A 23647-nucleotide genomic window follows, 5' to 3' on the forward strand; every position below is an offset into this window, starting at 1 on the left:
CAGTCTGTTCAAGATCTTCTGAAGTGTTTCGCATGTTGGCGAACGCTTTGAGCCGAAGCCTTTTTCGTCTGCCGGGGACCGGTCTGACGGACGCCTTCGTTTAAGTGAAGGTGCGGTGTCGGCGACTGGGATATTTTCGGGTATCCCCTGGAATGGAACCGGGTTTCCCGGCGTCTCCATTGTCCATTTTTCAATCGCCCGGTGCGGTCGGACTTGTTCCACGCGCCGCCAGATGTTGAGTTCAAAGAAAGCTGAGAACGGACGCAGCGGAAGCCGCAGATTGACTGCCGCTTCTTCTTGCCGCTCGTTCAGATGTTGAGCGGAACGCCCGGATGATCCGCAGGTTCCGCATGGTCTGAAGCCGAGTCGCGTGGCCGATTCGCATCGCTATTTAGGAAAGATTTATGCCCACCGAGAGTTCCAGCAAGTCGAGTCGTGCTCCCCGTTCTACTAAAGGCCGCAAGAAAGCGAAGCCAGAACAGGAAACGTCGGTCGAAAACGCCTCCACAACGACGGTGGAGTCCAGTCGGGATGAAGCCTCAGGCGGACCGGAAGACTTCGGAGTCGGAGTGATTGAGCAGGCCGATGGCCCGAACGATCAGTCTGGCGGTGATAACAACGCCAGCGGTGAAGCCGGCGACGATTCTCCCAAGCGATCCCGTCGTCGACGTCGACGTCGCCCCGGCGGACGCGAAGATGGTTCCTCCGGTGGCAACACCCGCAACAAGAACGCGGGCGGCGGCGGAGGAGGAGACAACAATCGAGGCCGCGGACGCAGTCGCGGTGGTCGCGGGGGACAACGCCAGCAGCCGCCGAATCGACAGAGTGCGAAATCGAATGTCGCTTCGACTGGTCAGCCCGTGAACGAAATTTCGGGCACCATCGAAGGCGTTCTCGAACTGCACCCCAAGGGCTACGGCTTCATGCGGGATGCTTCGGTGAACTACGCCTCCCAGGATTCGGACGCCTTCGTCTCCAGTACCACTGTCGAGAAGTATGGTCTCCGTGAAGGAATTCTCATCAAGGGCGAAGTTGGCCCCGGTTCACGCGGCCAGGGTCCACGGCTGCACGAGATCATCAGCATTGATGGTCGGACGCCAGAAGAATACGCCGAGATTAAGCTCTTCGATTCGCTTACCGCCATCAACCCGTTCGAGCAGATCAAGCTCGAAACCACGCCGGGAATCGTCACGATGCGGGTCATGGACCTGCTCACGCCGATTGGAAAAGGGCAGCGGGCTTTGATTGTCGCCCCGCCTCGAACCGGTAAGACGATGCTTCTGCAGGATATCGCCAACTCGGTCAGTAGCAATCACCCCGAGGTTCACCTCATCGTGCTGCTGATCGATGAGCGACCGGAAGAAGTGACCGAAATGCGTCGGCTGGTGAACGGTGAAGTCATCGCTTCGTCGATGGACCGCGATGTCGAAAGTCACGTTCGCACCAGTCAGCTGATCATCGAACGCGGGAAGCGAATCGCCGAAGCCGGCGGAGATGTCTTTATTCTGCTCGACAGCATCACGCGAACGGCTCGTGCCTTCAACAAATGGGTCGGCAACACTGGTCGGACAATGACCGGTGGTCTCGACGTCAAGGCGATGGACATTCCGAAGAAAATGTTCGGTACCGCTCGCCGCTTCGACGAAGGTGGATCGCTCACCGTGGTCGGAACCGCTCTGATCGATACCGGCAGCCGGATGGACGACGTGATCTTCCAGGAGTTCAAGGGAACCGGCAACATGGAACTGGTCCTCAGTCGCGAACTGGCCGATCGCCGCATCTGGCCAGCCATCGATATCACCCGGTCGGGGACCCGCCGCGAAGAGAAGATTCTCGATCCGAATGTCATGGAAGGGGTCACGGCTCTGCGTCGGGCTCTGATTTCCATGAGTGCGACCGAGGCCATGGAAGAACTGACTCGTCGACTGGCGATGTTCCCGTCGAACAAAGAGTTCCTGGCCAAGATTCGCAGCGTGCTGTAAGCCAGACGCTGCGATAAGAACCATTCGAGGCGGGCAGTTTCTGTCCGCCTCGTTTCGTTTTGTCATGCAAGTTGATCGTGGTTTCCACACAGAGTTCGAAGATGCCTCGACTGTTCACAGCAATCGATTTTCCTGAGGACGTACGAAGGTCCCTCGCCACGGTTGTGCCCGCTGCCTCTCGACAGGTCCGTCCGGTTCCGACGCAGAATCTGCATCTGACGCTGCACTTCCTCGGCGAAGCGGAGGAGTCCGCTGCAGTGGAGTCACTGACCGGGATCGAATCTGGATCGTTTTCCGTCACGCTGGCCGACGCGGGAACTTTTCGGGGACGCGACGGGAAGATCCTCTGGATCGGAGTCGAGAATAGCAGCGAACTGCAGGGCCTTTACTCTGCTGCGGGAGCACGACTTTCGAAGGCCGGGTTTCGTCTGGAGAAACGACCGTATTCTCCACACATCACGGTAGCGAGAACGCGACGGCCGGGTGATAATCGGGCCGTGGAAGAGTTTCTCGATTCGGCCCGGGAACTGCCGCCGCTGGCCGTCCCGGTGTCGGCCCTTCATCTCTATCGCAGCACGCTGACGAGCAGAGGATCGCACTATGAACTCGTCGAATCATTCCCGCTGCCGGTCAGCCGCGAAGATGCGTAGTCTCGCTTTCGTGCTTGCAGCTGTGCTGTGCTCCGCGATATCGGCTTCTGCCCAGACAGGCGCCGAACTGCTGAAAGGAAGCGAGTTCGATCAGCGGCTGCAGGAGTGGACTTCAGTCTCTCTGCTCGAAGATGGCGAAACGGTAGCGCGTCTCAGTCAGAGGCTTGCCGATGTGCGATCGGTGGCCATTCTGCTCGACCGTCGGCTCGATCCTTCGCGGGCTGTATCGCTGACTCCTCCCGTCGCCGGCTCTCTGCAGGAAGTCGTAGATCGCATTGCCGCCGATCAGGGGGCGGTTGTGGAAACGGTCGGCTCGACGGTGCTCGTCATCCCGGAAGATCGAGCCCGACGACTGCGAACATTGATTGCCTTGCGCGAAGCCGAAGTTCGGGCCAGCGCCACGAAGTCAGCGGGAGTGGAGTCGCGTGGCTGGCTCAGTTTTCTGGAACGGCGACGGTTTCAGTGGCCGCTGCTGGCTCAGCCGCGGGAACTGGCGATCGAGTTCGCCCGGCGGTCAGGTCACAAGGTCATCAATCCGGAGGCGATTCCCCATGACCTGTGGAGAGCAGGCACGCTGTCGGATGCCAGCGCGATCGAGGTTCTCTCACTGATTCTGTTCCAGTACGAACTGACGTTCCGCTGGACGGAGCAGGGGGATCTTGAGATCGTTCCCGCTCCTCGGAACGTGGCGGTTACGGAGAGTTACTCGCTCCCTTCGGCTCAGCTGGATGCTATTCGGGATCGCTTTGCCGAAGAGTTTCCGGCGGCGGAATGGGCGGCTCGCGGCAGCCGGCGGATCGAAGCGACCGGCCCGGTGGAACTGCACGATGCCATCCGAGCGTGGCGGGCGGGCGGCCCCGGCAACGCAGCCAATACGCGGGTCGGCTGGAAGCAGCGGCGGTTTACTCTCCGGGTGCAACAGAATCCGCTCGATGAGGTGCTCAAGTATCTCAAGCAGGCGGGAATTCCGCTGGAATTCGATCTGGAGCAGCTGAAAGCACAGGGTGTCGATGTCTCACAGCGAATCAGCTTCGACATCAAGGAAGCCGATGCGGACGAGCTGGCGAAAGCACTTTGCGGACCACAACGGATTCCCTACGAGGTGACTGACGAGGGGATCCAGATCGGACGTCAGGACTGATCGAGTCGCTGCTTGAGGGCGGCCAGTTCCTCTTCGACTTCACTCTGTCGCATCTGGTGAGCGGTGTCGGTCAGTTCATCGAAGCGTGACTCCTCTGACTCCGACAGTCCGTATTCATTCAACTTACGACGGGCTTCGGCCAGTCGGGCTTCGAGCGCCCGATACGTGGTCATCAACGCCTGATAGGTGGAATGAGCGACCGCCACCTGCTGCTGGAGGCCCGCAGTAAGGTCGCTGGCTTCTTTCTTGCGATAGAGCGCCATGCGGGCGGCGTTTTCGTCGTTCCCCTTCAGCAGTCGCAGGGCTTCCGCGTCGAAGTGCTCCACCTGCTGACGCGACTGTTCGAGCTCTGTCTGCAGGCGTTCCTCGTTCTGTCGGGCCGACTGGACCGAGCGCTGGGCTCCGGCCAGGCCGCCTTCCATCTCACGGATAATGTCCTGAAGAGCTTCCTGGGGATTGTCGGCTTCGTTCAGCAGTGCTGTGAGACTGCAGGTTACGATATCGGTCAATCGACTGAAGTAGGGCATACCTTCACCTGTCTGCTCGAAAATCGGTCAAATCACAGCCCGCAGTGTACCGGTTTCCGACGGAGGCCGCATCGCAGCTCCCCGAAAGTTTTCCCGCATCCTCGTGGAACGCGGTCAGTTTTCTTCTGTACAGTGTCCGGAAGGCTGGTGCCTGATAAGATAGCTCCAGACCTCCGGGTGTTGGGGACATGGAACGCTGAAAGGTCCCCTGCCGATCAGAAAATCTTCGCCGCCTGAAGAAAATTTCCCCGGGTTTCCCGTTCAAACCCCTCGCATTTCAGAATACCGCTCATGTCTCGCTTATTTCTCTTCGATGTGGATGGCACGCTCCTGACTTCCGGCCAGGCTGGACAGTCGGCCATGGAGGAAGCGTTGCTGCTGGAATTCGGCAAGTCGATTGACGAGTGCGATATCTCCTACGCCGGCCGCACTGATCGGGCGATCATGACCGATCTGATGGCGTGGCATCACATTGAAAACACGCCGGAGAATTTCCTGCGATTTCAGACGCGCTATTTCGAGTTGCTGCCGAGACATCTTTCGGATGGACGGGGCATTGTGTTGCCCGGCGTCACTTCGGTTCTCGATGCGATCAACGTCGAGTCGAATGACTGGACCGGACTGCTGACCGGGAACTTCGAACACAGCGGCTGGCTCAAGGTTCGTCATTTCGAACTCGATCATCATTTCAGCTTTGGAGCTTTCGGCGATCATCACGTCGATCGCGATGATGTCGCTCGGCTCGCTTCTGAAGCGGGTCTCGAACGTCACGGCGACCGTCTGAAAGAGGTCTGGGTCATCGGCGATACACCGGCTGACGTGAAGTGCGGCCGTGCCATCGGAGCCCGCGTTATGGCGGTGGCCACGGGACATTACAGCGTCGAAGAACTTTCCGCCTGTGAACCCGACGTCGCCGTCGCCGACATGAGCCAGCACGACGAAATCCTGGAAGCACTGCTCGGATAGGGCCGCGAGGGGCTGCTGCCGCGGATGGCATTCCGATCTCAGAATCCGTAGGTCATTGTCTCTTAAACGCTTCGGGTTGGGATTTGGTGAGACCTCGAACGCAAACAGCCGCGACGGTTCAGGTCGCGGCTGTTTGTGGGACGTGTCAGGTGTCGAGGCTTATGCGTGGCAGGACTCGAAGGTGATGTCGAACTTCTTCATCTTCTTGTAGAGAGTCGTTCGGTTCACACCGAGCATGGTGGCCGTCTGCTGACGGTTCCAGCCATTGGCTTCGAGGGCTTCGATCAGGATCTGGCGTTCCGGATTGGCCAGGGCGGATTTCAGCGAGTTGCCGCCGAAGTGAGCCGCCAGCTTTCCGGCGTCAATCTGCTTGTGAATCGTTTCCGGCAGGTCAGCAGCTGTGATCGTTTTGCTGTTGGCGAGCACCACGGCGCGTTCCACAACGTTGACCAGCTCACGCACGTTACCAGGCCACGAGTAACGCTGCAGCAGTTGAATGGCGTGTTCATCGAAGCCCTGAATCGGCTTGCCGATCTGCTCGACGAACTGCTGCAGGTAATGGTCTGCGAGCAGCGGAATGTCGCCGACTCGTTCCCGCAGCGGTGGCTGCGTCAGGGAGATGACGTTGATGCGATAGAACAGGTCCTGACGGAATGTTCCATCGGCAACACGCTCTTCAAGGTTCTCGTTGGTCGCGAGAACCAGCCGGACGTTGACCTTGTGTGTCTTGGTGCCGCCGACCGGTTCGAACTCCCGATCCTGTAACACTCGCAGCAGTTTGACCTGGAGTTGAGGCGACGCAGTCGCGATTTCATCGAGGAAGATGGTGCCACCATCGGCCTGAAGGAACTTCCCCATCTTCTCGTGCGAGGCTCCGGTAAAGGCTCCCTGAACATGGCCGAACAGTTCGCTTTCGAGCAGGGAATCGGGCAGGGCACCGCAGGCGACTTCCACGAACGGCTTGTCGCGGCGGTCGCTGAGCTGATGAATGGCCCGGGCGGTCATCGTCTTACCGGTACCGTTTTCGCCGAGAATCAACACGGTCGTTCGGGTTTCGGCGACGCTTTCGATCAGGTCGAACATCTTCGCCATTTTGTAATCGCGACCGATGACGTTGGCCAGGCCGTATTTCTGATCGAGTTGAGCCTTGAGGTTCTTGTTTTCTTCGACGATCCGCTTCTGGCCGATGGCCCGCTGGATCGACAGATTAAGCTCGTCATCGATGACCGGTTTGGTCAGATAGTCGAAAGCTCCGATACGGATCGCTTCGACCGCACTTTCGATCGTGCCGTAACCGGTCAGCATGATGATCGGCGTTTCCGGCTTGTTCTTCGTGGCCCAGTCGAGCAGATAGAATCCGTCCTGATCTGGGAGATTCACATCGCAGACGACGCCGTCGAATGGGAATTCCTGCATCCGATCGATGGCGGACTGGCAGGTCGCCGCAGTTTCCGTGCGGTAGCCGAGGCGACGCAGGTAGTCGGCCATGGCTTCCAGAATATGACGATCATCATCGACGATGAGCAGGTTACCAAGGGTGTTCTTCATAGTTTCTCTCAGCAGTGTGACTGATGCGTATCGACGGACCGCGACCGGGAGAACCCGGGCACGGGAGAAAGACAGTTACGAATCATCCACGATCCGTCGCTGAGAGCATTGAGAGGTACTCAACGGTAGGACACGCGTTGCCGACCGGCAACAAAATCCCCCGGAATGGATGAGTTTGGTCAACCCCCGGACCCGACGATTCGTTACGACTGATCCAGGTGGACCGGAAGATGAAGCGTGCCCGGAGTTTGGCAAAGATGACATGAAGTCTTCGAGGTGTCCGGAGTGGAGGATCTTTGCCAACTCATACTTCAGCCCACCCCGTTTTTTGAGTAAGATAGACAGTCGGCAGAAACGGCTGCGTGATCGGATCCGAGTTCAGCCGACCTCCAATGAGTCTGTATCTAGAAGCGCATCCACGGGAGAGTTCACGATGATTTCCTTATCCAAAATTCTGGTGGGCGTAGACCTGTCCCACGATGATCGTCTCATCAGTGATGATCTCTCGGTCCAGTGCGAACAGGCCGTTCAGAAGGGGATCAAGCTCGCCGGAGCCTCCGGAGGAGAGCTCACATTCTTCACAGCTCTCGATATCTCCGAGCAGGCGATCCACCTCATCCAGCTCGAAAGTGGCGAGGAGAAGTGCAAGATTCGCATGGAGGCTGAACGCGTGCTCGGAACGCTCGCGGCTCGAGCCCAGGAAGCCGGCGTGAAGACGGTCAATATCGTGGTCGCCTACGGAAACAGTGCCGACACCCTCATTCGCGAGGTTGTCCAGAACAATCATTCGCTGGTCGTGATCGGACGGAAGTCCCGTTCGACGTTCGTGCAGTATCTGTTCGGGCGGACGGCTGTGAAACTGCTGCGGAAGTGTCCGGTGCCGGTTTACGTCGCCAAGCCTGATCCGACCCGTCCGGTCGAAAGTGTGCTCGCCGCAGATGATTTCTCCGAGACCGGAGAAGACGTTCTCAATGTGGCCGTCCAGGTCGCTCGGATGTTCGATCTGCGTCTGCATGTCGTGCATGTGGTCGAATCGGGAGATGATTACAAACTCGCTGGCAGCGGGATTACACTCGAAGATCTCAACAAACTGCACGACGAGCAGACTGAGAGTGCGGAGACGATGCAGGCCGATCGACTGGCTCAGACCGATTTTCGAACCATCGAAGCCGGGGCGATGGTTCACATCGAGAAGGGCACGCCGGAAGTTGTTATTGCGGAAAAACTGCGTGAGCACGAAGTCGATCTGCTGGTCATCGGCACGGTCGGTCGTTCCGGTCTTTCGGCAATGTTCCTGGGGAATACGGCCGAACGTCTGCTGAACGAACTCGACTGCTCTCTGCTGGCGGTGAAGCCGCGGAACTTCGGCAGCCCTATCAAGGCTTGAGAATGAACAATAAGATCGGGATCTTCTTTGTGAAGGTTCCGGTCTTCTGTTGTTTCTGGACCAGGACAGCCTGCCGCACATCGGCCGCTGCGCCTTCGAAGAGTTCTCCAGCGTGCCCCGCCTGCTTGACAAGCGATCTCAATCGGGGGACGATCGGTCTCATTGATCCACACATGCTGGCGCAAGAAACTGTCTGTCCTTGTCCAGAACCGCTCCGGTCTGCATGTTCTTCCCTGTCTGAAAGTCTGCGATCTTGGACGCCGTGACCCTCGTCTCCTTTCTGTTCTTCACCGGTCTGGTTGGTCTACTGACGTGGTGGATCACGCGAAAAGATGATCATGGCACCAGTCAGGGATATTTCCTGGCGGGCCGCACGCTTACCTTTCCGTTGATTGCCGGATCGTTGCTGTTGACCAACCTCTCGACCGAACAGATGGTCGGCCTGAATGGCGACGCCTTCTCGTTCGGCCTGTGTGTGATGGTCTGGGAAGTGGTCTGCGTGGTCGCACTGGTCTTTATGGCGTGGTTCTTCCTGCCGCGATTCCTCAAGAGTGGCGTCGCGACCGTGCCGGAGTACCTGGAGATCCGCTTCGATCATCAGACGCAGGTAATCACCAACATCATCTTCCTGCTGGCTTATGTCGGCATTCTGCTGCCCATCATTCTCTACACCGGGGCGGAAGGGATGATCGGCATCCTCGATGTCACGGGCATGGTCGGTGGTCTGGCCGAAAGCATGAATGTCGACCCGCATACCCTGGCGCTGTGGCTCGTGGTGTGGATCGTCGGCATTATCGGGTCGATTTACGCCCTGTTCGGCGGTCTGCGAACGGTGGCGGTGTCCGATACGATTAATGCGATCGGCCTGTTTGTCGGCGGATTCATGATCACCTATTTCGCACTCACGGTGCTGGGCGGACCGACCGGATTTTCTGGCGGCTACGACATTCTCATCGAAGATCAGAAGGAGCGTTTCAACTCCGTCGGCGGTGCGGATTCGAACGTCCCCTTCGGAACGATCTTTTCCGGGATCTTCCTGCTCAATCTGTTCTACTGGACGACCAATCAGCAGATCATCCAGCGTACGTTCGGAGCCAGCAGTCTGGCCGAAGGGCAGAAGGGGGTCCTGTTGACCGGGGCGCTCAAACTGCTGGGGCCACTCTATCTGGTCCTGCCCGGGATGATCGCTTTCACCATGTACAACAAGGGGCTGATCGAGTTTCCGGGCGGCGAACCGGTGCCGAATCAGGCGTATGGCTTGCTCGTGCAGCGGGTACTTCCGGGGCCACTGACGGGCTTCTTCGCCGCTGCTTTGATCGGGGCGATTCTTTCGAGTTTTAACTCGGCTCTAAACAGCTCCTGCACGCTCTTCAGTCTTGGCCTTTATAAAGACGTCCTGCAAAAGGACGCCACCGAGCATCAGATCGTCCGCAGCGGGAAGGTTTTCGGCTGGATCGTGGCTGTGGTCGCGATGTTCATCGCTCCGCTGCTGGCCAATCAGACGAGCATCTTCGGCTATCTGCAGGCAATGAATGGGATTTACTTCATTCCGATCTTCGCCGTCGTTCTGGTCGGGATGGTGACGCGACGCGTGCCTTCTGTCGCCGCCAAGATCGCTCTCGTCGTCGGGTTTATCGTGCTCGTCTGCGGCAACTTCGTGCCGCCCTTCACAACAATCGTCGCTTCAATGCACAACTTCCAGTTTCTGGGGGTCGTCTTCGCCTGGCTGGTGGTGCTGATGCTCATCATCGGGGAGCTGCGTCCCCGGGCCGAAGAGTTCGTGCAGGAAGACGTGGGAGCGGTCGACATGACGCCGTGGGGGCTGGCGAAACCGGTCGGTCTGCTGCTGATCGCGATCGTCTTTACGATCTACATCTCGTTCGCTGACTTCAGCGTGCTGGCGACTTCGAGCTGAGAATTGATTTCCTGCAGAGGATCCGAGACATCTTTGAGGGAGTTCCGCTGATGAAACCATTTCTGTTGTGTGCGGCTGCCGTTCTGGTGGCGATTTCGGGAGTTCCGGTCATGGGAGCCGAAGCGGTGAACGTCGATGACTTCGATTCGATCAAACTCTATACGCTGAAGAACAGGAACGGCGTGGAAGTGAAGGTCACCAACTACGGGGCAATCATCACTGCGATTGTCGTGCCAGACAAAAACGGCAACATGGCTGACATCGCCCTCGGCTACAACCGCGTCGAAGACTACATGAATGCGGTCGACAAGCCGTACTTCGGGGCGATTGTCGGACGCTACGGGAATCGCATCGCCAAAGGCCAGTTCACGATTGATGGCGAGACCTATCAGCTGGCCGTTAATAATGGCGAGAATCATCTGCACGGCGGCATCATCGGCTTTGATAAAGTCGTCTGGAACGCTCGTCCGGTGGAAGGCAACACGTCGACCGGTCTCGAACTCACCTATCTGGCGAAAGACGGCGAGGAAGGCTATCCCGGCAATCTCAATGTGACCGTGACCTACACGTTGAACGACGAGAACGAGCTCCAGGTTGATTACCACGCGACGACTGACAAAGCGACGCACGTCAATCTGACTCAGCACACCTATTTCAACCTCAAGGGCGAAGGCGAAGGAGACATCCTCGGGCACGAGTTGATGCTCAACGCTCCGAAGTTCACGCCGGTCGACTCCGGTCTCATCCCGACAGGGGAACGAAAGTCGGTCGAAGGAACGCCCTTTGATTTCCGGAAAGCCAAGCCGATCGGACGGGACATCGAGGAAGATAATCAGCAGCTCTCCTACGGCGGCGGCTACGACCATAACTGGGTCCTCGCCAAGCCGTCTCCGAAGCAGCAGATGGCTCTCGCTGCCCGGGTCCACGAGCCGACTACCGGACGTGTCCTGGAAATCGAAACCACCGAGCCGGGGATTCAGTTCTATTGCGGAAATTTCCTCGACGGGCGGTTGAAGGGCAAATCGGGCAAGCCCTACGTTCATCGTGGCGGGTTCTGTCTGGAGACGCAGCACTATCCGGACAGTCCAAACCAGAAGAACTTTCCGTCGACCCTTCTCCAGCCGGGCGAAGAATATGAAACGTCCACGATCTTTCGGTTTTCCGTGAAGGATTAATCCCTGGAAATCCTGCCTCTCCGGCGAGGATGTGTTTTTGCGTACACTTTCCTTCGGCAGGAAGACGTCCAGCGAGGGGCTGACCGCTGTGACGGGCTGCGCGATTGTTGCGGTCCGTCGGGCTGAAATCCTCATAATTTGAGCTCGGATGGAAACGAACGCCTTGCAAACTCGGGCGGCATCGCGTCTGCTGCCATTTGACTCTGAATCGGTTTTGGTCCACAATACGGGATCGATCCCCCCAGGTCCTCCGGCTTTTTTTCCGATCCCCGAATCGAACATACTCGAGTCGGCGGCATTCAAGAAGGACACCGTCCGCCCGGACGTGGTGTCCTCTTGGCGTTCAAGTTTGGTAGCGAAATCAGTTTATGAGTGAAGATTCGAATCAGCGGGTTGCCATCACCGGTATGGGGATGGTCAGTGCGTGTGGCAACGGCATTGACGCCTTCGAGAAGTCTCTGCTTGAAGGACGGTCGGGAATCAGTGCCATCGATCTGTTCCCCGGCGTGACACCTCCGGGGCATATCGGCGCGCAGTGTCGCGACTTCAACGACAGCTCAATCAAAAAAGAATACCTGAAGCCACAGCGAAAGAGCATCAAGGTGATGTGTCGGGACATCCAGCTGGGTGTCGCATCGGCCAACCTGGCGCTGGAGCATTCGGGGCTCGGCATTAAAGAAGAAGAAGATCCTCGTCTCGGCGTCGAATTCGGGGCCGATCTGATGCTCTCCCCGCCGGACGTGCTGTTCGGAGCTGTCGCCGCCTCCCGCAACGAACAGGGAATGCCGACCGATACCCAATGGGGAGAAAAGGGCCTGGCTCAGATGGAGCCGCTCTGGCTGCTCAAGTATCTGCCGAACATGCCGGCCTGTCATATCAGCATTTACGCCAAAGCCTGCGGGCCGAGTAACTCGCTGACCCTCGAAGATGCCAACGGCAACCTGACGCTCGGGGAATCTCTCCGCATCATGCGTCGCGGTCAAGCCGATACGATGATCGCCGGAACGACCGGAGCTCGGCTGCACGTCATCAAGTCGATCAATCTCACCAGCCTCAAGGAAGTGGCCGAGCCGAACGGACAGGCTCCCGAAGAGGTGCTCAAGCCGTTCGACAAGAACCGGTCGGGTGAAGTCCTCGGCGAAGGCGCCTGTGCCTTCATCCTGGAACGGGAAGACAAGGCGAAAGAACGGAACGCGACCATCTTCGCCTACGTTCTGGGAATCGGAAGTTCTTGCGTGCGGCATCCTAAAACGGGACCCGATCCGAAGCAGGCGATGGTCAACGCGATTCGAGCCGCCCTGCGGAGTGCCGACGTGACGATCGACCAGATCGGTCATATCAACGCGCACGGCAGCGGATCGCAAACGATGGACGCTGCCGAAGCGGCGGCGATTCTCGAAGTCTTCGGCGATCGAGGACGGGAAATTCCCGTGACCGCGCTTAAGCCGTTCTTCGGAAACTGCGGCTCGGGTTCAGGCACGCTGGAAATTGCCGGCTCAATCCTGGGGCTGCGACATGGCGTCGTCTTCCCGACGCTGAACTACGCGACGCCCGATCCAGAATGTCCGCTGAATATCGTGCATGGCGAGCCTCTCAAGACGGACAACAAGATCTTCCTCAACATCAACGTCACTCGGGCCGGCCAGGCCAGTGCGCTCCTGGTTGAGGGTGCCTGAGAAACGTTCCAGACGGAAACGAATTGAAATCGGAAGCCTCTGCAGTTTCATCGACTGCAGAGGCTTTTTCTTTGGGGCCAGGTGAGTTCGCATGGAGGAATCTTGATGGATTCCCGGCTACAATCCGCGTTCACTGATTGACCGTTCGACTTCTGTGGAGGATTCCCGATGCGATATTTCGCAATTTTCGCGGCTCTGATGAGTCTGATTCTCACGAACACAGCCGCTGCGGCGGCTCCGAATTTCGTCGTGGTGTTCTGCGACGACCTCGGCTATGGCGATCTGTCCTGCTACGGGCATCCTTCCATCGAGACGCCGAATCTCGACCGGATGGCCGAAGAAGGACAGCGGTGGACCAACTTCTATGTCGGAGCCAGTGTCTGCACGCCGAGTCGGGCGGCTCTGCTGACCGGGCGGCTGCCCGTTCGCAATGGAATGATGTCGGCAAAGCGGCGCGTGCTGTTCCCGAATTCCAACGGAGGTCTGCCCGAGTCTGAAACGACAATCGCCGAATATCTCAGGCAGAAAAACTACGCCACGGCAGCTATCGGCAAATGGCATCTCGGCCATCTGCCGGAGTTTCTGCCCACCAGGCACGGATTCGACACCTACTGGGGGATCCCGTACTCCAACGACATGGATGCGTTGAAAGGTCATCCGAACTATCGCCAGCAGTCACACGTTTCGGCGACCTACATGCCGTCCATCGAACAGTACAACGTTCCGATCATTCACGATGACGAAGAAGTCGAACGCCCGGCCGATCAAACCACCATCACCCGGCGGTACACCGACAGGACGATCGATTTCATTCACGAGCATCAGAAACAGCCGTTCTTCGTTTATCTGGCTCACAACCTGCCCCACATTCCGCTGTTCGCCAGCGAGGAGTTCTACGGATCGAGCGCCCGTGGAATCTATGGGGATGTCCTGGCCGAGATCGATCATGGTGTCGGGCGGATTCTCGATACGCTGGAAGAACTCAAGCTTGAGCAGAACACGATCGTGGTCTTCACTTCGGACAACGGTCCCTGGTTGCCATTTCAGGCTCATGGCGGATCAGCCGGGCTGCTGCGTGAAGGAAAGGGCTCGACCTTTGAAGGTGGAATGCGTGTTCCGGGGATCTTCTGGGGACCTGGGATCGTGGAGTCGGGGACGAAACACGAACTCGGGGCGACGATGGATCTCTTACCGACGTTCTGTTCACTCGCCGGCATCGATGTGGATTCCGGTTCCATGGATGGTTACGACCTGTCCTCTGTGCTGACGGGCAAGTCGAAGGAATCACCTCGCGATCGGATCTTCTATTGGCGCGAAGAAAAGCTTTACGCCGTCCGTCAGGGGCCGTGGAAAGCCCACTTCATTACGGAAGGCTGTTACGGAATTGGACCGAAGCGGGAGGAGCATGAAACTCCCGAGCTGTATCATCTGGAGCACGACCCTTCCGAGAAGTACAACATCGCCGAACGTCATCCGGAGGTCGTTGATGACCTGCTGCGTTTTGCCGAAGAACATCGCCGCTCCGTGAAACCGGTGACGAATCAGCTCGAACGCTGATCCCACCCACAGAAATTGCAGTTCGCAGTTCGCAGCAAAACCTCCTAACCCGAAACGTCAGTGAGGGCCCCGCAACACCCGCGCAGGGAGCCATGCCCACGCTCGCGTGGGCATGGCTCTTCATTTTCATTCAGTCTGCAACGAGCGAGGCTTTATCCCGACATCGAACACCCAATGTGCTGGGATTCGCCTGCGGGTTATCACAGATTACACCACTGGAGTAGACGCGGCAGCGCGCAAAAAAGAAGCCAGCCAGAGAGACGAGAGAACTGGCTGGCTTCTCCATCCTAGTTTCCTAAGACCTCAGTCCTTGCGAGCTGCGATCTCTTTGAACGCCGGGGCTTCTGTAAAGTCGAACTCATCGTCGGAGTTCCACGGGCCACGCTGGTCTTTGCCTGCATCGCCGTCGCCGGTCGAATCGTTGTAGAACGGTCGCACAAAGTCGTCGACCACTTCCATCTCGCCGATTTCGAGCGGCCCTTTGTCCATCGTTTCGAGCGCGATCCCGAACGATTTCATATGGGCGATCTCGCGAGCCATCAGGAATTTCAACGCCTCGACGGTTCCCGCATCGCAGGTGAAGTTGATGAGTCGCTCATACGTGATCTTCGCGCGGGCTTCTGCAGCGATATTGCTCCGCAAATCGACTTCGAGTTGCCCGGAAATCTTCAGGTAGTCTGCCGTCCAGGGATTTCCCTGCGAGTTGTTCAGGGAAACTCCGCCCCCGCCGATCACCGCGATCAGCGGATTCGCTTCCGCGGCCTCCGCGTCTTTCTTGGTGGGCTTGAGATGCAGTCGGGCCAACGTGCCGATCACTTCGAGGTGACTCAGCTCTTCGGTCCCGATATCCATCAGCAGGTCTTTGCGAGCGGGATCGTCGCAGTTGAGCCCCTGAATCGAATACTGCATCGCTGCAGCCAGCTCGCCATTGGCTCCGCCAAACTGCTCCAGCAGCATATTTCCAAAGTTCGGATCGGGTTCATCGACGCGAACTGTATACATCAGCTTTTTCACATGGTGATACATTCAATCCTCCTGCGTTGTGAGATGAGAATGAATGGTCACCTTCGCAACTGATATGCCAGAGTCTTCCGCGAGAAGCCAATCGATTCGCTTCAATCGCGAGAATCGTCATTATTTGTTGGGCGGAAGTGGAATCGCGGCAGCGCGAATTTTTCGATTGAATGGGAGAATTTCCGGATGGATGCGAGCGTTCTCCGACCATGATGAAGCCGAAGCCGTCGCGATTTCGACCTGCGTTCAGACGGCAAGCCGCCTGCGAGGTCAGCGATCCCACGATTCCAGCACGCGGCTGTAGGCTCCAAAAGCGCCTTCGCTGAAGAGCACGCAGCGGACGTTTTCCGGAGCCCGCTGAGATTCCAGGAACAGCCGGATCTCGTCCAGCGCCGCTTCCGTCGCCAGGTCGAGCGGATAGCCGTAGACGCCGGTCGAGATGGCGGGAAAGGCGATGCTGCGGCACTCGTGTTCCACCGCGAGTTCCAGGCAGGATCGATACGCCGATCGCAACAGATCGGGCTCGCCGGATCGTCCTCCCTGCCAGATCGGACCGACGGTGTGGAAGATATAGCGAGCCGCAAGCTGTCCGCCGTCCGTCACGACGGCTCCGCCCGTCGGGCATCCGTCGGGGTAATGTTCGCGAGTTTGTCGCATGATACTCGGCCCGGCGGCTCGATGAATAGCTCCGTCCACGCCCCCTCCGCCGGCCAGCTGGGAGTTAGCCGCATTCACGATGGCATCAGTCTGTTCAGACGTAATATCTCCGACGGTCAGTTCGACGACACATGATCCGACAAGACGCTTCATTGGAGATGATCCCGTTCACAAAACCCAGGCAGACTGGAAAGACGCTCCGATGTTCACTGTAGTTGGCGCTCGGGGCGGAGGAAAGACCGGGAGTAGGATCAGCATTTCTGCATATCTGCGAGACTCGGATTCCAGCCGGGCCGATGGTTGGAACCGCTCCCCGAAACACTTAGAATCCGCGAAAATGATCGGTTTGCGGTGAACCCTTATTGGACATTTCACGACCAACTCAGGTGAAGCGATATGGCGAAGAAAACAATCGAAGATGTGGACGTTTCCGGTAAGTCTGTCCTGATGCGGGTCGATTTCAACGTGCCGCTGGATGACAACGGAGAAATCACCGATGACCGCCGCGTCGTGATGGCCCTTGATTCAATCAAATCGGTTGTCGATCGCAACGGCAAGCTGATTCTGGTCAGTCACCTCGGACGTCCAGCCGGCGATGGTTCGGCTGACGATCAGAAATACAGCCTGAAGCCGACCGCTGCCCGTCTTTCCGAGCTGCTTGGCAAGCCGGTCGCTTTTGCGACTGATACTGTCGGCAGCGATGCCGATGCGAAGGTGGCTGCGATGAAAGACGGCGATGTGCTCATCCTCGAGAACCTGCGTTTCAACAAGGGCGAGAAAAAGGGCGATGCCGAGTTCGCCGGCAAGCTGGCCGGTTACGCCGATGTCTACGTGAACGATGCCTTCGGGACCTGTCATCGGGAAGATGCATCGATGGTCGCCGTGCCCAAAGCCATGGGCGACAAGCCGAAGGTTTCCGGATTCCTCGTCGCACGCGAGATTCAGTATCTGACCGATACGATCAGCAGCCCGGACCGCCCGTTCGTGGCCATTCTCGGGGGAGCCAAGGTTTCCGACAAGATCAAGGTCATCGACAATCTGCTCTCGATCTGCGACAAGGTCCTGATCGGTGGAGCCATGGCTTACACGTTCAGTCTGGCGAAGGGTGGCAAAGTTGGTAAGAGTCTGGTCGAGAAGGACAAGGTCGATCTGGCGAAACAGCTGATGGAGAAGGGGGGCGACAAGCTCATGCTTCCCGTCGATACCCACTGTGGCGACGATTTCAGTAGCAGCTGCAACAAGAAGGTCGTGGCGGCTGGTCAGATTCCCGACGAATTCGAAGGTCTCGATATCGGACCGGAAACCGCAAAGCTGTATGCCGACACTGTGCGATCGGCCAAGACTGTGGTCTGGAACGGTCCGATGGGGGTCTTTGAAATGGCTCCGTTCGATGAAGGCACCAAGGCCGTTGCACAGGCAATTGCCGACAGCGATGCCGTCAGCATTATCGGAGGTGGCGACAGTGCCGCCGCTATCCAGCAACTCGGCTTCGCTGACCAGGTGTCGCACGTGAGCACGGGTGGGGGAGCTTCGCTGGCCATGCTCGAAGGGCAGAAGTTCGTAGCGGTCGATCTGCTCGACGAGAAGTAAACTCCTATTTCTGCGGAGAGTTGCGGACTTGCTTAACTGCTGGGGTCAAGGGGTGGAGATTCCACCCCGGCAGACTGGGGAATCGGTCCGTTTATGGTTTGGCCAATTTTTCGTGAGCCAATTCGGTTAACAGTTGACAAACCGGTACGGGAGATTGAACATAGACGGTGCATACCTGAGATAATCATTTCCCTAATCGTACATGGATGACGTCCCGTCGATCTTCATTGATTTCAGCAGCATTCTGCGACTGAAGAAGCCCTGTTCACAATCCCTCACCAGAAGTTGCCTGCGGTCTCATCATCCGATCGAAGCGTGATTTCCCAGATCCGTCTTTCCTCACAGCAGGTCCCATTGACGTTCTAGAATCTCGTTCCGGCATTTGTGGCGATCGAATTCTCTGAAGTCTGTTGATTATGTCGCCTTCTGAGAACCGTTTCGCTGTGCTGGGGTTGATTGGAGGAGTCGGTTCGGGAAAAAGCACTTTATCCCGCTGGCTGGCCGAACGATTGCCGGTCACGCGGATTGATGGTGACGAACTCGGACATCGGGCCCTGAAGGTTAATCCGGTTCGAACGGAACTTGTGGGTCGATTTGGAGCGGGAATCCTTAATCCCGATGGAGAAATACACCGTGCCGCCCTGGGGCGGTTGGTGTGGGGAGAAGATCAGACGGCGATTGAGAATCGACGGGTTCTCGAATCGATCGTGCATCCCGAAATTCGACGCATGATGGATTCTCAAGTCGAGGCGGCTCGAAATTCGAGACAACTCGGCATTATTCTCGATGCCGCGGTCATGCTCGAATCGGGCTGGGCCGGAATTTGTGACAAAATTGTGTTCATTGAAACTCCTGAACAGAATCGCCGCAATTATGTGGTGCAGGGGCGGGGATGGACCGAAGATCAATGGAAACAGCGTGAACGGAGCCAGTGGAGCCTGGCCGAAAAACGAAAACGTGCAGACGCTGTGATTGATAATTCAGGAACGCTGGAAGCCGCAGGGACGCAGCTTCAGAACTACGTTGAACAGACTTTCGGCTGGCGGCAGGAATGATTTCTGCGGAATGCGGTCGAAGATGTTCGCTGTCGTATTCAGGTTTCGACGCTCACTAATCATTTCAGGAAACCTCCTCTTCCGAAACTCCCTCGTCCCCAGCTCCTTCGAGCACTCTTCCTTTCTGGAACGCAGCTATGGCTACTGAAACCAAGAATCAAGGTTCGACCAGTCGATCCTCCTCCCGTTCAAAATCTGCTTCTGTCGATGCCGATCCGGCTCTGGAAGCCCTCGATACCCACGACGTCAATATCGCCGAGCTGCAGCGGCTCACCATGAAAGAGCTGCTCGATCTGGCCCGCACGGAGAAACTGACCGACTATACCGGTCTGAAGAAGCAGGATCTGATTTTCAAGATCCTCAAAGAACGCACCAAGATGAATGGGCTGATGTTCGGCGAGGGAACGCTGGAGATCCTCCCGGACGGCTTCGGTTTCCTCCGCAGTCCCGATTATCATTATCTGCCCTGTCCGGACGACATTTACGTCTCGCCGAGCCAGATTCGCCGCTTCGGTCTCCGCAACGGAGCGACTGTCGCCGGCCAGATTCGTCCGCCGAAAGAGAACGAGCGGTATTTCGCCCTGCTCCGCGTGGAAGCGATCAACGGCGAGGATCCGAATCTGCTCTCCGAGAAGGTCTTCTTCGACGATCTCACGCCACTGCACCCGGAAAAACGTCTGCGTTTGGCAGCTGATCCGGAAGACCTGAGCTCCCGCATCGTCGATATCGTCGCCCCGATCGGTATGGGACAGCGTGGTCTGATCGTGTCGCCTCCGCGAGCCGGTAAGACGGTGCTGCTGCAGAACCTCGCCAAATCGGTGATCCGCAACCATCCCGACGCTTATGTCATCATGCTGTTGATCGACGAGCGTCCGGAAGAAGTGACCGACATGGAGCGGCAGGTCAAAGGTCCTCAGTGCGAAGTCATCAGCAGTACGTTCGACGAGCCGCCGAGCCGCCATATTCAGGTCTCGGAAATGGTCATCGAAAAAGCGAAACGGATGGTCGAGTACGGACAGGATGTGATTATCTTCCTCGACTCGATTACCCGTCTGGCCCGGGCCTGGAACACCGAAGTGCCTCACTCCGGCAAAATCCTGACCGGGGGTGTCGATGCCAACGCTCTGCAACATCCCAAGCGATTCTTCGGAGCCGCCCGGAATGTGGAAGAGGGGGGCAGCCTGACGATCATCTCCACCGCTCTGGTCGATACCGGCAGTAAAATGGACGACGTGATCTTCGAAGAGTTCAAGGGAACCGGTAACACCGAATTGCATCTGGACCGCCGGATGGTCGAAAAGCGAATCTGGCCGGCCATCGACGTGAACAAGTCGGGTACCCGACGCGAAGAGCTCCTGATGGACGAAGAAGAACTTCGTCGCGTCTGGATTCTGCGACGTGTCCTCAACGACATGAACCCGGTCGAAGCGATGGAACTGCTGGTCAACCGTATGCGACGGACAAAGACCAACGAAGAATTCCTGATGAGCATGAACCTGAATTAACGGTCGCTCGTTTGATGGCCAGACAGAACGGCCCGGGCGTGACTGTCCGGGAGCCGCAGCCTCTGGCGACTTGTCTTCATCGCTCCTGAACGGCGTTCCGTCGGATTACCACACAGGAATGTCTGTGCCAGCCCCGCCGGAATGACGTGCTCACTCTCACTGACAACACAAGAACGACATCATGACGCAGACGATTTCTGGACAACTCCTTTCTGATTCCGGCGAATTCGCCATCGTGGTCGCCCGCTGGAACGAACTGGTGACCGGCCGGCTGCTGACTGCGGCGATCGATACCTTTCGCCGGCACGGAGTTGCTGAAGATCGAGTGACTGTCATTCATGTCCCAGGCTCTTTCGAGATTCCTCTGGCCGCGGAAACCGCTGCCGCTTCGGGAAAATATGCAGCCGTCTGCTGTCTCGGGGCCGTGGTCCAGGGCGAGACGCAGCATCACGATTACATCAACCACGCGGTGGCTCAGGGATTGATGAACGCGATGCAGCGAACCGGAGTTCCCATTGCCTTCGGCATCCTGACGTGTGAAAATCTCGATCAGGCACTGAATCGCGCGGGCGGCAAGGCGGGCAATAAGGGTGAAGAAGCCGCACTGGCGGCGATCGAAATGACCAGCCTCCTCGGCAAACTGCCTCGCAAGAAGAAGTAGGGCAGGCTTCGGCCTCCCATGAGATACCTCTGGATCGCGTGGCCAGGTGAAGCGGCTGAATAGTTAAGAGAATGCCGGAACTTCGAGTGCTATTCTTCGAAGCGAAGAGAGGCAGGCAATAGCCTGCCCTGCGGTTTCAGGCACCACTTTCCCAAGGGGACCGCTGCTGGCTCGCCCGGCAGTGCATTTTTCAGACGACGAACGCCGTCTTGATCGACGGCTCAACGAAACAAACGAATGTCCAAACGCTCTAAAGCTCGTGAACTGGCTCTGCAGATGCTCTTCCTCGTCGATATGAATCCCGACGTGGACGGCAAGACCGTGCTGGAAATGATCCAGGAACGCATTGAAGACCAGGAAGCCTCCCGCTTCAGCTGGCAGTTGTTCTCCGGCACGATGGAACGCCGCGATCAGATTGACGCAGCGATCTCTGCTGTCGCCAAGAACTGGACGCTCAAACGCATGGCCGCGACCGATCGCAACCTGCTCCGCCTCGGCTGCTTCGAACTGCAGCACTTCGACACCCCGCCGACCGTGGTCATCAACGAAGCAATCGACCTGGCCAAAAAATTCGGAGCCGAGAACTCCTCCTCGTTTGTGAACGGGATTCTCGATCAGTTGAAGCCCCGCGAGTAAAGCGCCCGAAGCGGCGGCGTCTTGCCGCCGAAAGAGCGAGGCAGTTATTGCGGCCTGATCATTTCGTGCGACGCGAGCATCCGGTCGAAACACTCGCATCGCGGCCCTGTATTGGCAACGTCCATTCGACGGCAGGATGCCGCCGCTATGGGCTTCGTCTCTCCCAGGCCTGCAGGCCTCAACCTCAACCCGAAACGTCAATGAGGTCCCTTTGACGCATGTCCTCACTGACGTTTCGGGTTAAGTAGCGGAGCGCCCGCGCCGCTCGTTCCTGAAGGAATTCACGGAAGACTCTCGCGATTTCTCCCTATTTGCCTATAACGGAACAGGCGAGATTTGCACCAAAGGAGAAGCGATGTCGACGACGAAGTATCAGAAGGGACAGAACGTCCGATGGAAGTGGGGCAATGGCTGGGGGCACGGCAAGGTGCAGGACCACTTCACCGAGAAAGTGACGCGGCAGATCAAGAACAACGACGTGACCCGCGATGCCAGCGATGACAACCCGGCTTACCTGATCGAGCAGGAGGACGGCGACCGCGTTCTCAAATCGCACTCCGAAATCGAGGCCGATTCCTGATGGGGAGTCAGGTGATTGCCGACGAGCGGGTTCAGCTGCTCAATGACAAAGAAACGGCTGACGGCCAGTATGTTCTCTACTGGATGCAGCAGTCGCAGCGGGCGCTGGACAATCATGCTCTGGAGTTCGCGGTGCAGCGGGCCAACGCTCTCGAAGCTCCGTTGCTGGTCGCCTTCGGTCTGACCGACAACTACCCGGAAGCCAATCTCCGGCACTACACCTTCATGGTGGAGGGGCTGGTTGAAACCGCTGAGCAACTGAAACGCCGCAAAATTGGCTTCGTGCTTCGCTTCGGAGCTCCGCAGGAAGTGGCGGCGAAGCTGGCTCAGGACGCCTGCGAAGTTGTCTGCGATCGCGGCTATCTGCGACATCAACGGCAGTGGAGAGACCATGTCGCAAAGAGATCGCCGTGCAAGGTCTGGCAGGTTGAGAGCGATCTGATCGTGCCGATTGAAACCACGTCGGGCAAAGCCGAATACGCCGCCCGCACCATCCGCGGAAAGATCAACAAGGCGGCCGAGAATTTCTACGAAGAACTCCGCACGACCAGCCTTGATCAGGACTCGACGAACCTGTCTGTGGCCGGGGAAGAGCACGACAGTGTTGCGGCGGTGCTCAACCAGTTGAAGCTGGACGAATCGGTCGGCTCAGTCTCTCATCACTTCAAAGGCGGGACGAACGAAGCGACCACGCTGCTGAAGCGGTTCGTCGATGGCAGGCTCAAAGTCTACAACAGCGACCGAACCAACGTCCCCGATCCGCCCGTTTCGTACCTGAGTCCGTACCTGCACTTCGGCCAGATCTCCCCGCTCACGATTGCTCTGGCGGTGCGCGAGAAAAAGGCACCTGCCGAGGACCGCGATTCGTTTCTCGAAGAACTGCTGGTGAGGCGGGAGCTGGCTCACAACTTCTGCTACTACACGCCGAACTATGATTCGTTCACCTGCATTCCCGACTGGGCCCGGAAGTCACTCGAAAAGCATCGTGACGACGAACGGCCGCATCGGTACACCGCCAGCGAACTCGAAGCCGCTGAGACACACGACACGGCCTGGAACGCGGCCATGACCGAAATGAAACTCCGCGGCTACCTGCACAACCACATGCGGATGTACTGGGGCAAAAAGATCCTCGAATGGAGCAACACGCCCGAGTACGCCCACAAGGTGGCGCTGGAGTTGAACAACAAGTACTTTCTCGACGGCCGCGACGCGAACTCGTTCACCAACGTCGCCTGGCTCTTCGGCATCCACGATCGAGCCTTCGGCGAACGCGACATCTTCGGCAAGGTCCGCTACATGGCGGCTTCCGGCCTGAAACGCAAGTTCGACATCGAGAAATACATCCGCCAGATCGAACGCCTGAAGCGCAAAGAACAGAGCGACGAGTGAGACGCTGAGTAAGGTTCGAGTCAACCACAGAGAC

General features: G+C 57.8%; 19 protein-coding genes and 1 pseudogene. 16 read left to right on the plus strand and 4 right to left on the minus strand.

All coding sequences use genetic code 11. The features are described 5' to 3' along the window. Window positions 1–404: 404 nt before the first annotated feature. The 3 genes from rho (L1A08_RS06485) to L1A08_RS06495 all read left to right on the plus strand — a co-directional run bounded on the left by rho (L1A08_RS06485) (window position 405) and on the right by L1A08_RS06495 (window position 3773). Window positions 405–1982: a transcription termination factor Rho gene (gene rho / locus L1A08_RS06485; RefSeq protein ID WP_238755503.1), complete on the plus strand. Its 1578-nt coding sequence runs from the start codon at window positions 405–407 to the stop codon at window positions 1980–1982. 101 nt (window positions 1983–2083) lie between these two features. Next, window positions 2084–2632, plus strand: coding sequence for an RNA 2',3'-cyclic phosphodiesterase (thpR, locus tag L1A08_RS06490; protein WP_238755504.1), 549 nt, complete (start codon window positions 2084–2086; stop codon window positions 2630–2632). Continuing rightward, window positions 2583–3773, plus strand: a complete 1191-nt coding sequence (locus L1A08_RS06495) for a hypothetical protein (RefSeq protein WP_238755505.1) — start codon at window positions 2583–2585, stop codon at window positions 3771–3773. Before thpR ends, L1A08_RS06495 begins: the two co-directional genes overlap by 50 nt. On the opposite strand, the gene L1A08_RS06500 is transcribed toward L1A08_RS06495, so the two are convergent. Further along, entirely contained in the window at window positions 3764–4300 is a 537-nt protein-coding gene (locus L1A08_RS06500; RefSeq protein WP_238755506.1) for a PspA/IM30 family protein, read from the minus strand. The genes L1A08_RS06495 and L1A08_RS06500 overlap by 10 nt on opposite strands. A gap of 291 nt (window positions 4301–4591) precedes the next feature. Here L1A08_RS06500 and L1A08_RS06505 point away from each other — a divergent pair, with 291 nt between their 5' ends. Beyond that, window positions 4592–5266, plus strand: a complete 675-nt coding sequence (locus L1A08_RS06505; protein WP_238755507.1) for an HAD family hydrolase — start codon at window positions 4592–4594, stop codon at window positions 5264–5266. A 159-nt stretch (window positions 5267–5425) separates the two neighbouring features. On the opposite strand, the gene L1A08_RS06510 is transcribed toward L1A08_RS06505, so the two are convergent. After that, on the minus strand, window positions 5426–6814 hold the full coding sequence (locus L1A08_RS06510; protein ID WP_238755508.1) for a sigma-54-dependent transcriptional regulator: 1389 nt from the start codon (window positions 6812–6814) through the stop codon (window positions 5426–5428). A 433-nt stretch (window positions 6815–7247) separates the two neighbouring features. Here L1A08_RS06510 and L1A08_RS06515 point away from each other — a divergent pair, with 433 nt between their 5' ends. From L1A08_RS06515 to L1A08_RS06535, 5 genes are all read left to right on the plus strand, one after another. Continuing rightward, a complete protein-coding gene (locus tag L1A08_RS06515) occupies window positions 7248–8201 on the plus strand; it encodes a universal stress protein (RefSeq protein ID WP_238755509.1) in 954 nt (317 codons plus the stop codon). Window positions 8202–8454: 253 nt separating this feature from the next. After that, a complete protein-coding gene (locus L1A08_RS06520) occupies window positions 8455–10116 on the plus strand; it encodes a solute:sodium symporter family transporter (RefSeq protein WP_261362734.1) in 1662 nt (553 codons plus the stop codon). A 110-nt stretch (window positions 10117–10226) separates the two neighbouring features. Next, the gene (locus L1A08_RS06525; RefSeq protein ID WP_390896850.1) at window positions 10227–11291 is read left to right on the plus strand and encodes an aldose epimerase family protein; all 1065 of its coding nucleotides are present in this window, start codon (window positions 10227–10229) and stop codon (window positions 11289–11291) included. 368 nt (window positions 11292–11659) lie between these two features. Next, complete coding sequence (locus L1A08_RS06530; protein WP_238755511.1) at window positions 11660–12967, plus strand: beta-ketoacyl-[acyl-carrier-protein] synthase family protein; 1308 nt, start codon at window positions 11660–11662, stop codon at window positions 12965–12967. Window positions 12968–13135: 168 nt separating this feature from the next. Then, a complete protein-coding gene (locus tag L1A08_RS06535) occupies window positions 13136–14524 on the plus strand; it encodes a sulfatase family protein (protein WP_238755512.1) in 1389 nt (462 codons plus the stop codon). 327 nt (window positions 14525–14851) lie between these two features. On the opposite strand, the pseudogene L1A08_RS06540 reads toward L1A08_RS06535, so the two are convergent. Then, window positions 14852–15550 (minus strand): annotated as a pseudogene (locus L1A08_RS06540) (manganese catalase family protein); the annotation flags it as partial. 258 nt (window positions 15551–15808) lie between these two features. After that, window positions 15809–16348: an O-acetyl-ADP-ribose deacetylase gene (locus L1A08_RS06545; protein ID WP_238755514.1), complete on the minus strand. Its 540-nt coding sequence runs from the start codon at window positions 16346–16348 to the stop codon at window positions 15809–15811. 243 nt (window positions 16349–16591) lie between these two features. Here L1A08_RS06545 and L1A08_RS06550 point away from each other — a divergent pair, with 243 nt between their 5' ends. The 7 genes from L1A08_RS06550 to L1A08_RS06580 all read left to right on the plus strand — a co-directional run bounded on the left by L1A08_RS06550 (window position 16592) and on the right by L1A08_RS06580 (window position 23613). After that, the gene (locus tag L1A08_RS06550) at window positions 16592–17785 is read left to right on the plus strand and encodes a phosphoglycerate kinase (RefSeq protein ID WP_238755515.1); all 1194 of its coding nucleotides are present in this window, start codon (window positions 16592–16594) and stop codon (window positions 17783–17785) included. A 416-nt stretch (window positions 17786–18201) separates the two neighbouring features. Beyond that, window positions 18202–18840, plus strand: a complete 639-nt coding sequence (coaE, locus tag L1A08_RS06555; RefSeq protein WP_238755516.1) for a dephospho-CoA kinase — start codon at window positions 18202–18204, stop codon at window positions 18838–18840. Window positions 18841–18977: 137 nt separating this feature from the next. Beyond that, window positions 18978–20345, plus strand: a complete 1368-nt coding sequence (gene rho / locus L1A08_RS06560; protein ID WP_261362735.1) for a transcription termination factor Rho — start codon at window positions 18978–18980, stop codon at window positions 20343–20345. A gap of 181 nt (window positions 20346–20526) precedes the next feature. Beyond that, window positions 20527–21006 (plus strand): 6,7-dimethyl-8-ribityllumazine synthase, encoded by a 480-nt coding sequence (gene ribH, locus L1A08_RS06565; protein WP_238755517.1) that lies wholly within the window; start codon window positions 20527–20529, stop codon window positions 21004–21006. A 237-nt stretch (window positions 21007–21243) separates the two neighbouring features. Further along, window positions 21244–21642 (plus strand): transcription antitermination factor NusB, encoded by a 399-nt coding sequence (gene nusB, locus L1A08_RS06570; RefSeq protein ID WP_238755518.1) that lies wholly within the window; start codon window positions 21244–21246, stop codon window positions 21640–21642. A 355-nt stretch (window positions 21643–21997) separates the two neighbouring features. Beyond that, on the plus strand, window positions 21998–22222 hold the full coding sequence (locus L1A08_RS06575; RefSeq protein WP_238755519.1) for a hypervirulence associated TUDOR domain-containing protein: 225 nt from the start codon (window positions 21998–22000) through the stop codon (window positions 22220–22222). Beyond that, window positions 22222–23613 carry a deoxyribodipyrimidine photo-lyase gene (locus tag L1A08_RS06580; protein ID WP_238755520.1) on the plus strand — a complete coding sequence of 464 codons (1392 nt, stop codon included), beginning with the start codon at window positions 22222–22224 and terminating at the stop codon, window positions 23611–23613. The genes L1A08_RS06575 and L1A08_RS06580 overlap by 1 nt, the downstream gene beginning before the upstream one ends. The last annotated feature ends 34 nt before the right edge of the window (window positions 23614–23647 follow it).

It is taken from the genome of Rubinisphaera margarita (genome assembly GCF_022267515.1).
GTDB classification, from domain to species: domain Bacteria; phylum Planctomycetota; class Planctomycetia; order Planctomycetales; family Planctomycetaceae; genus Rubinisphaera; species Rubinisphaera margarita.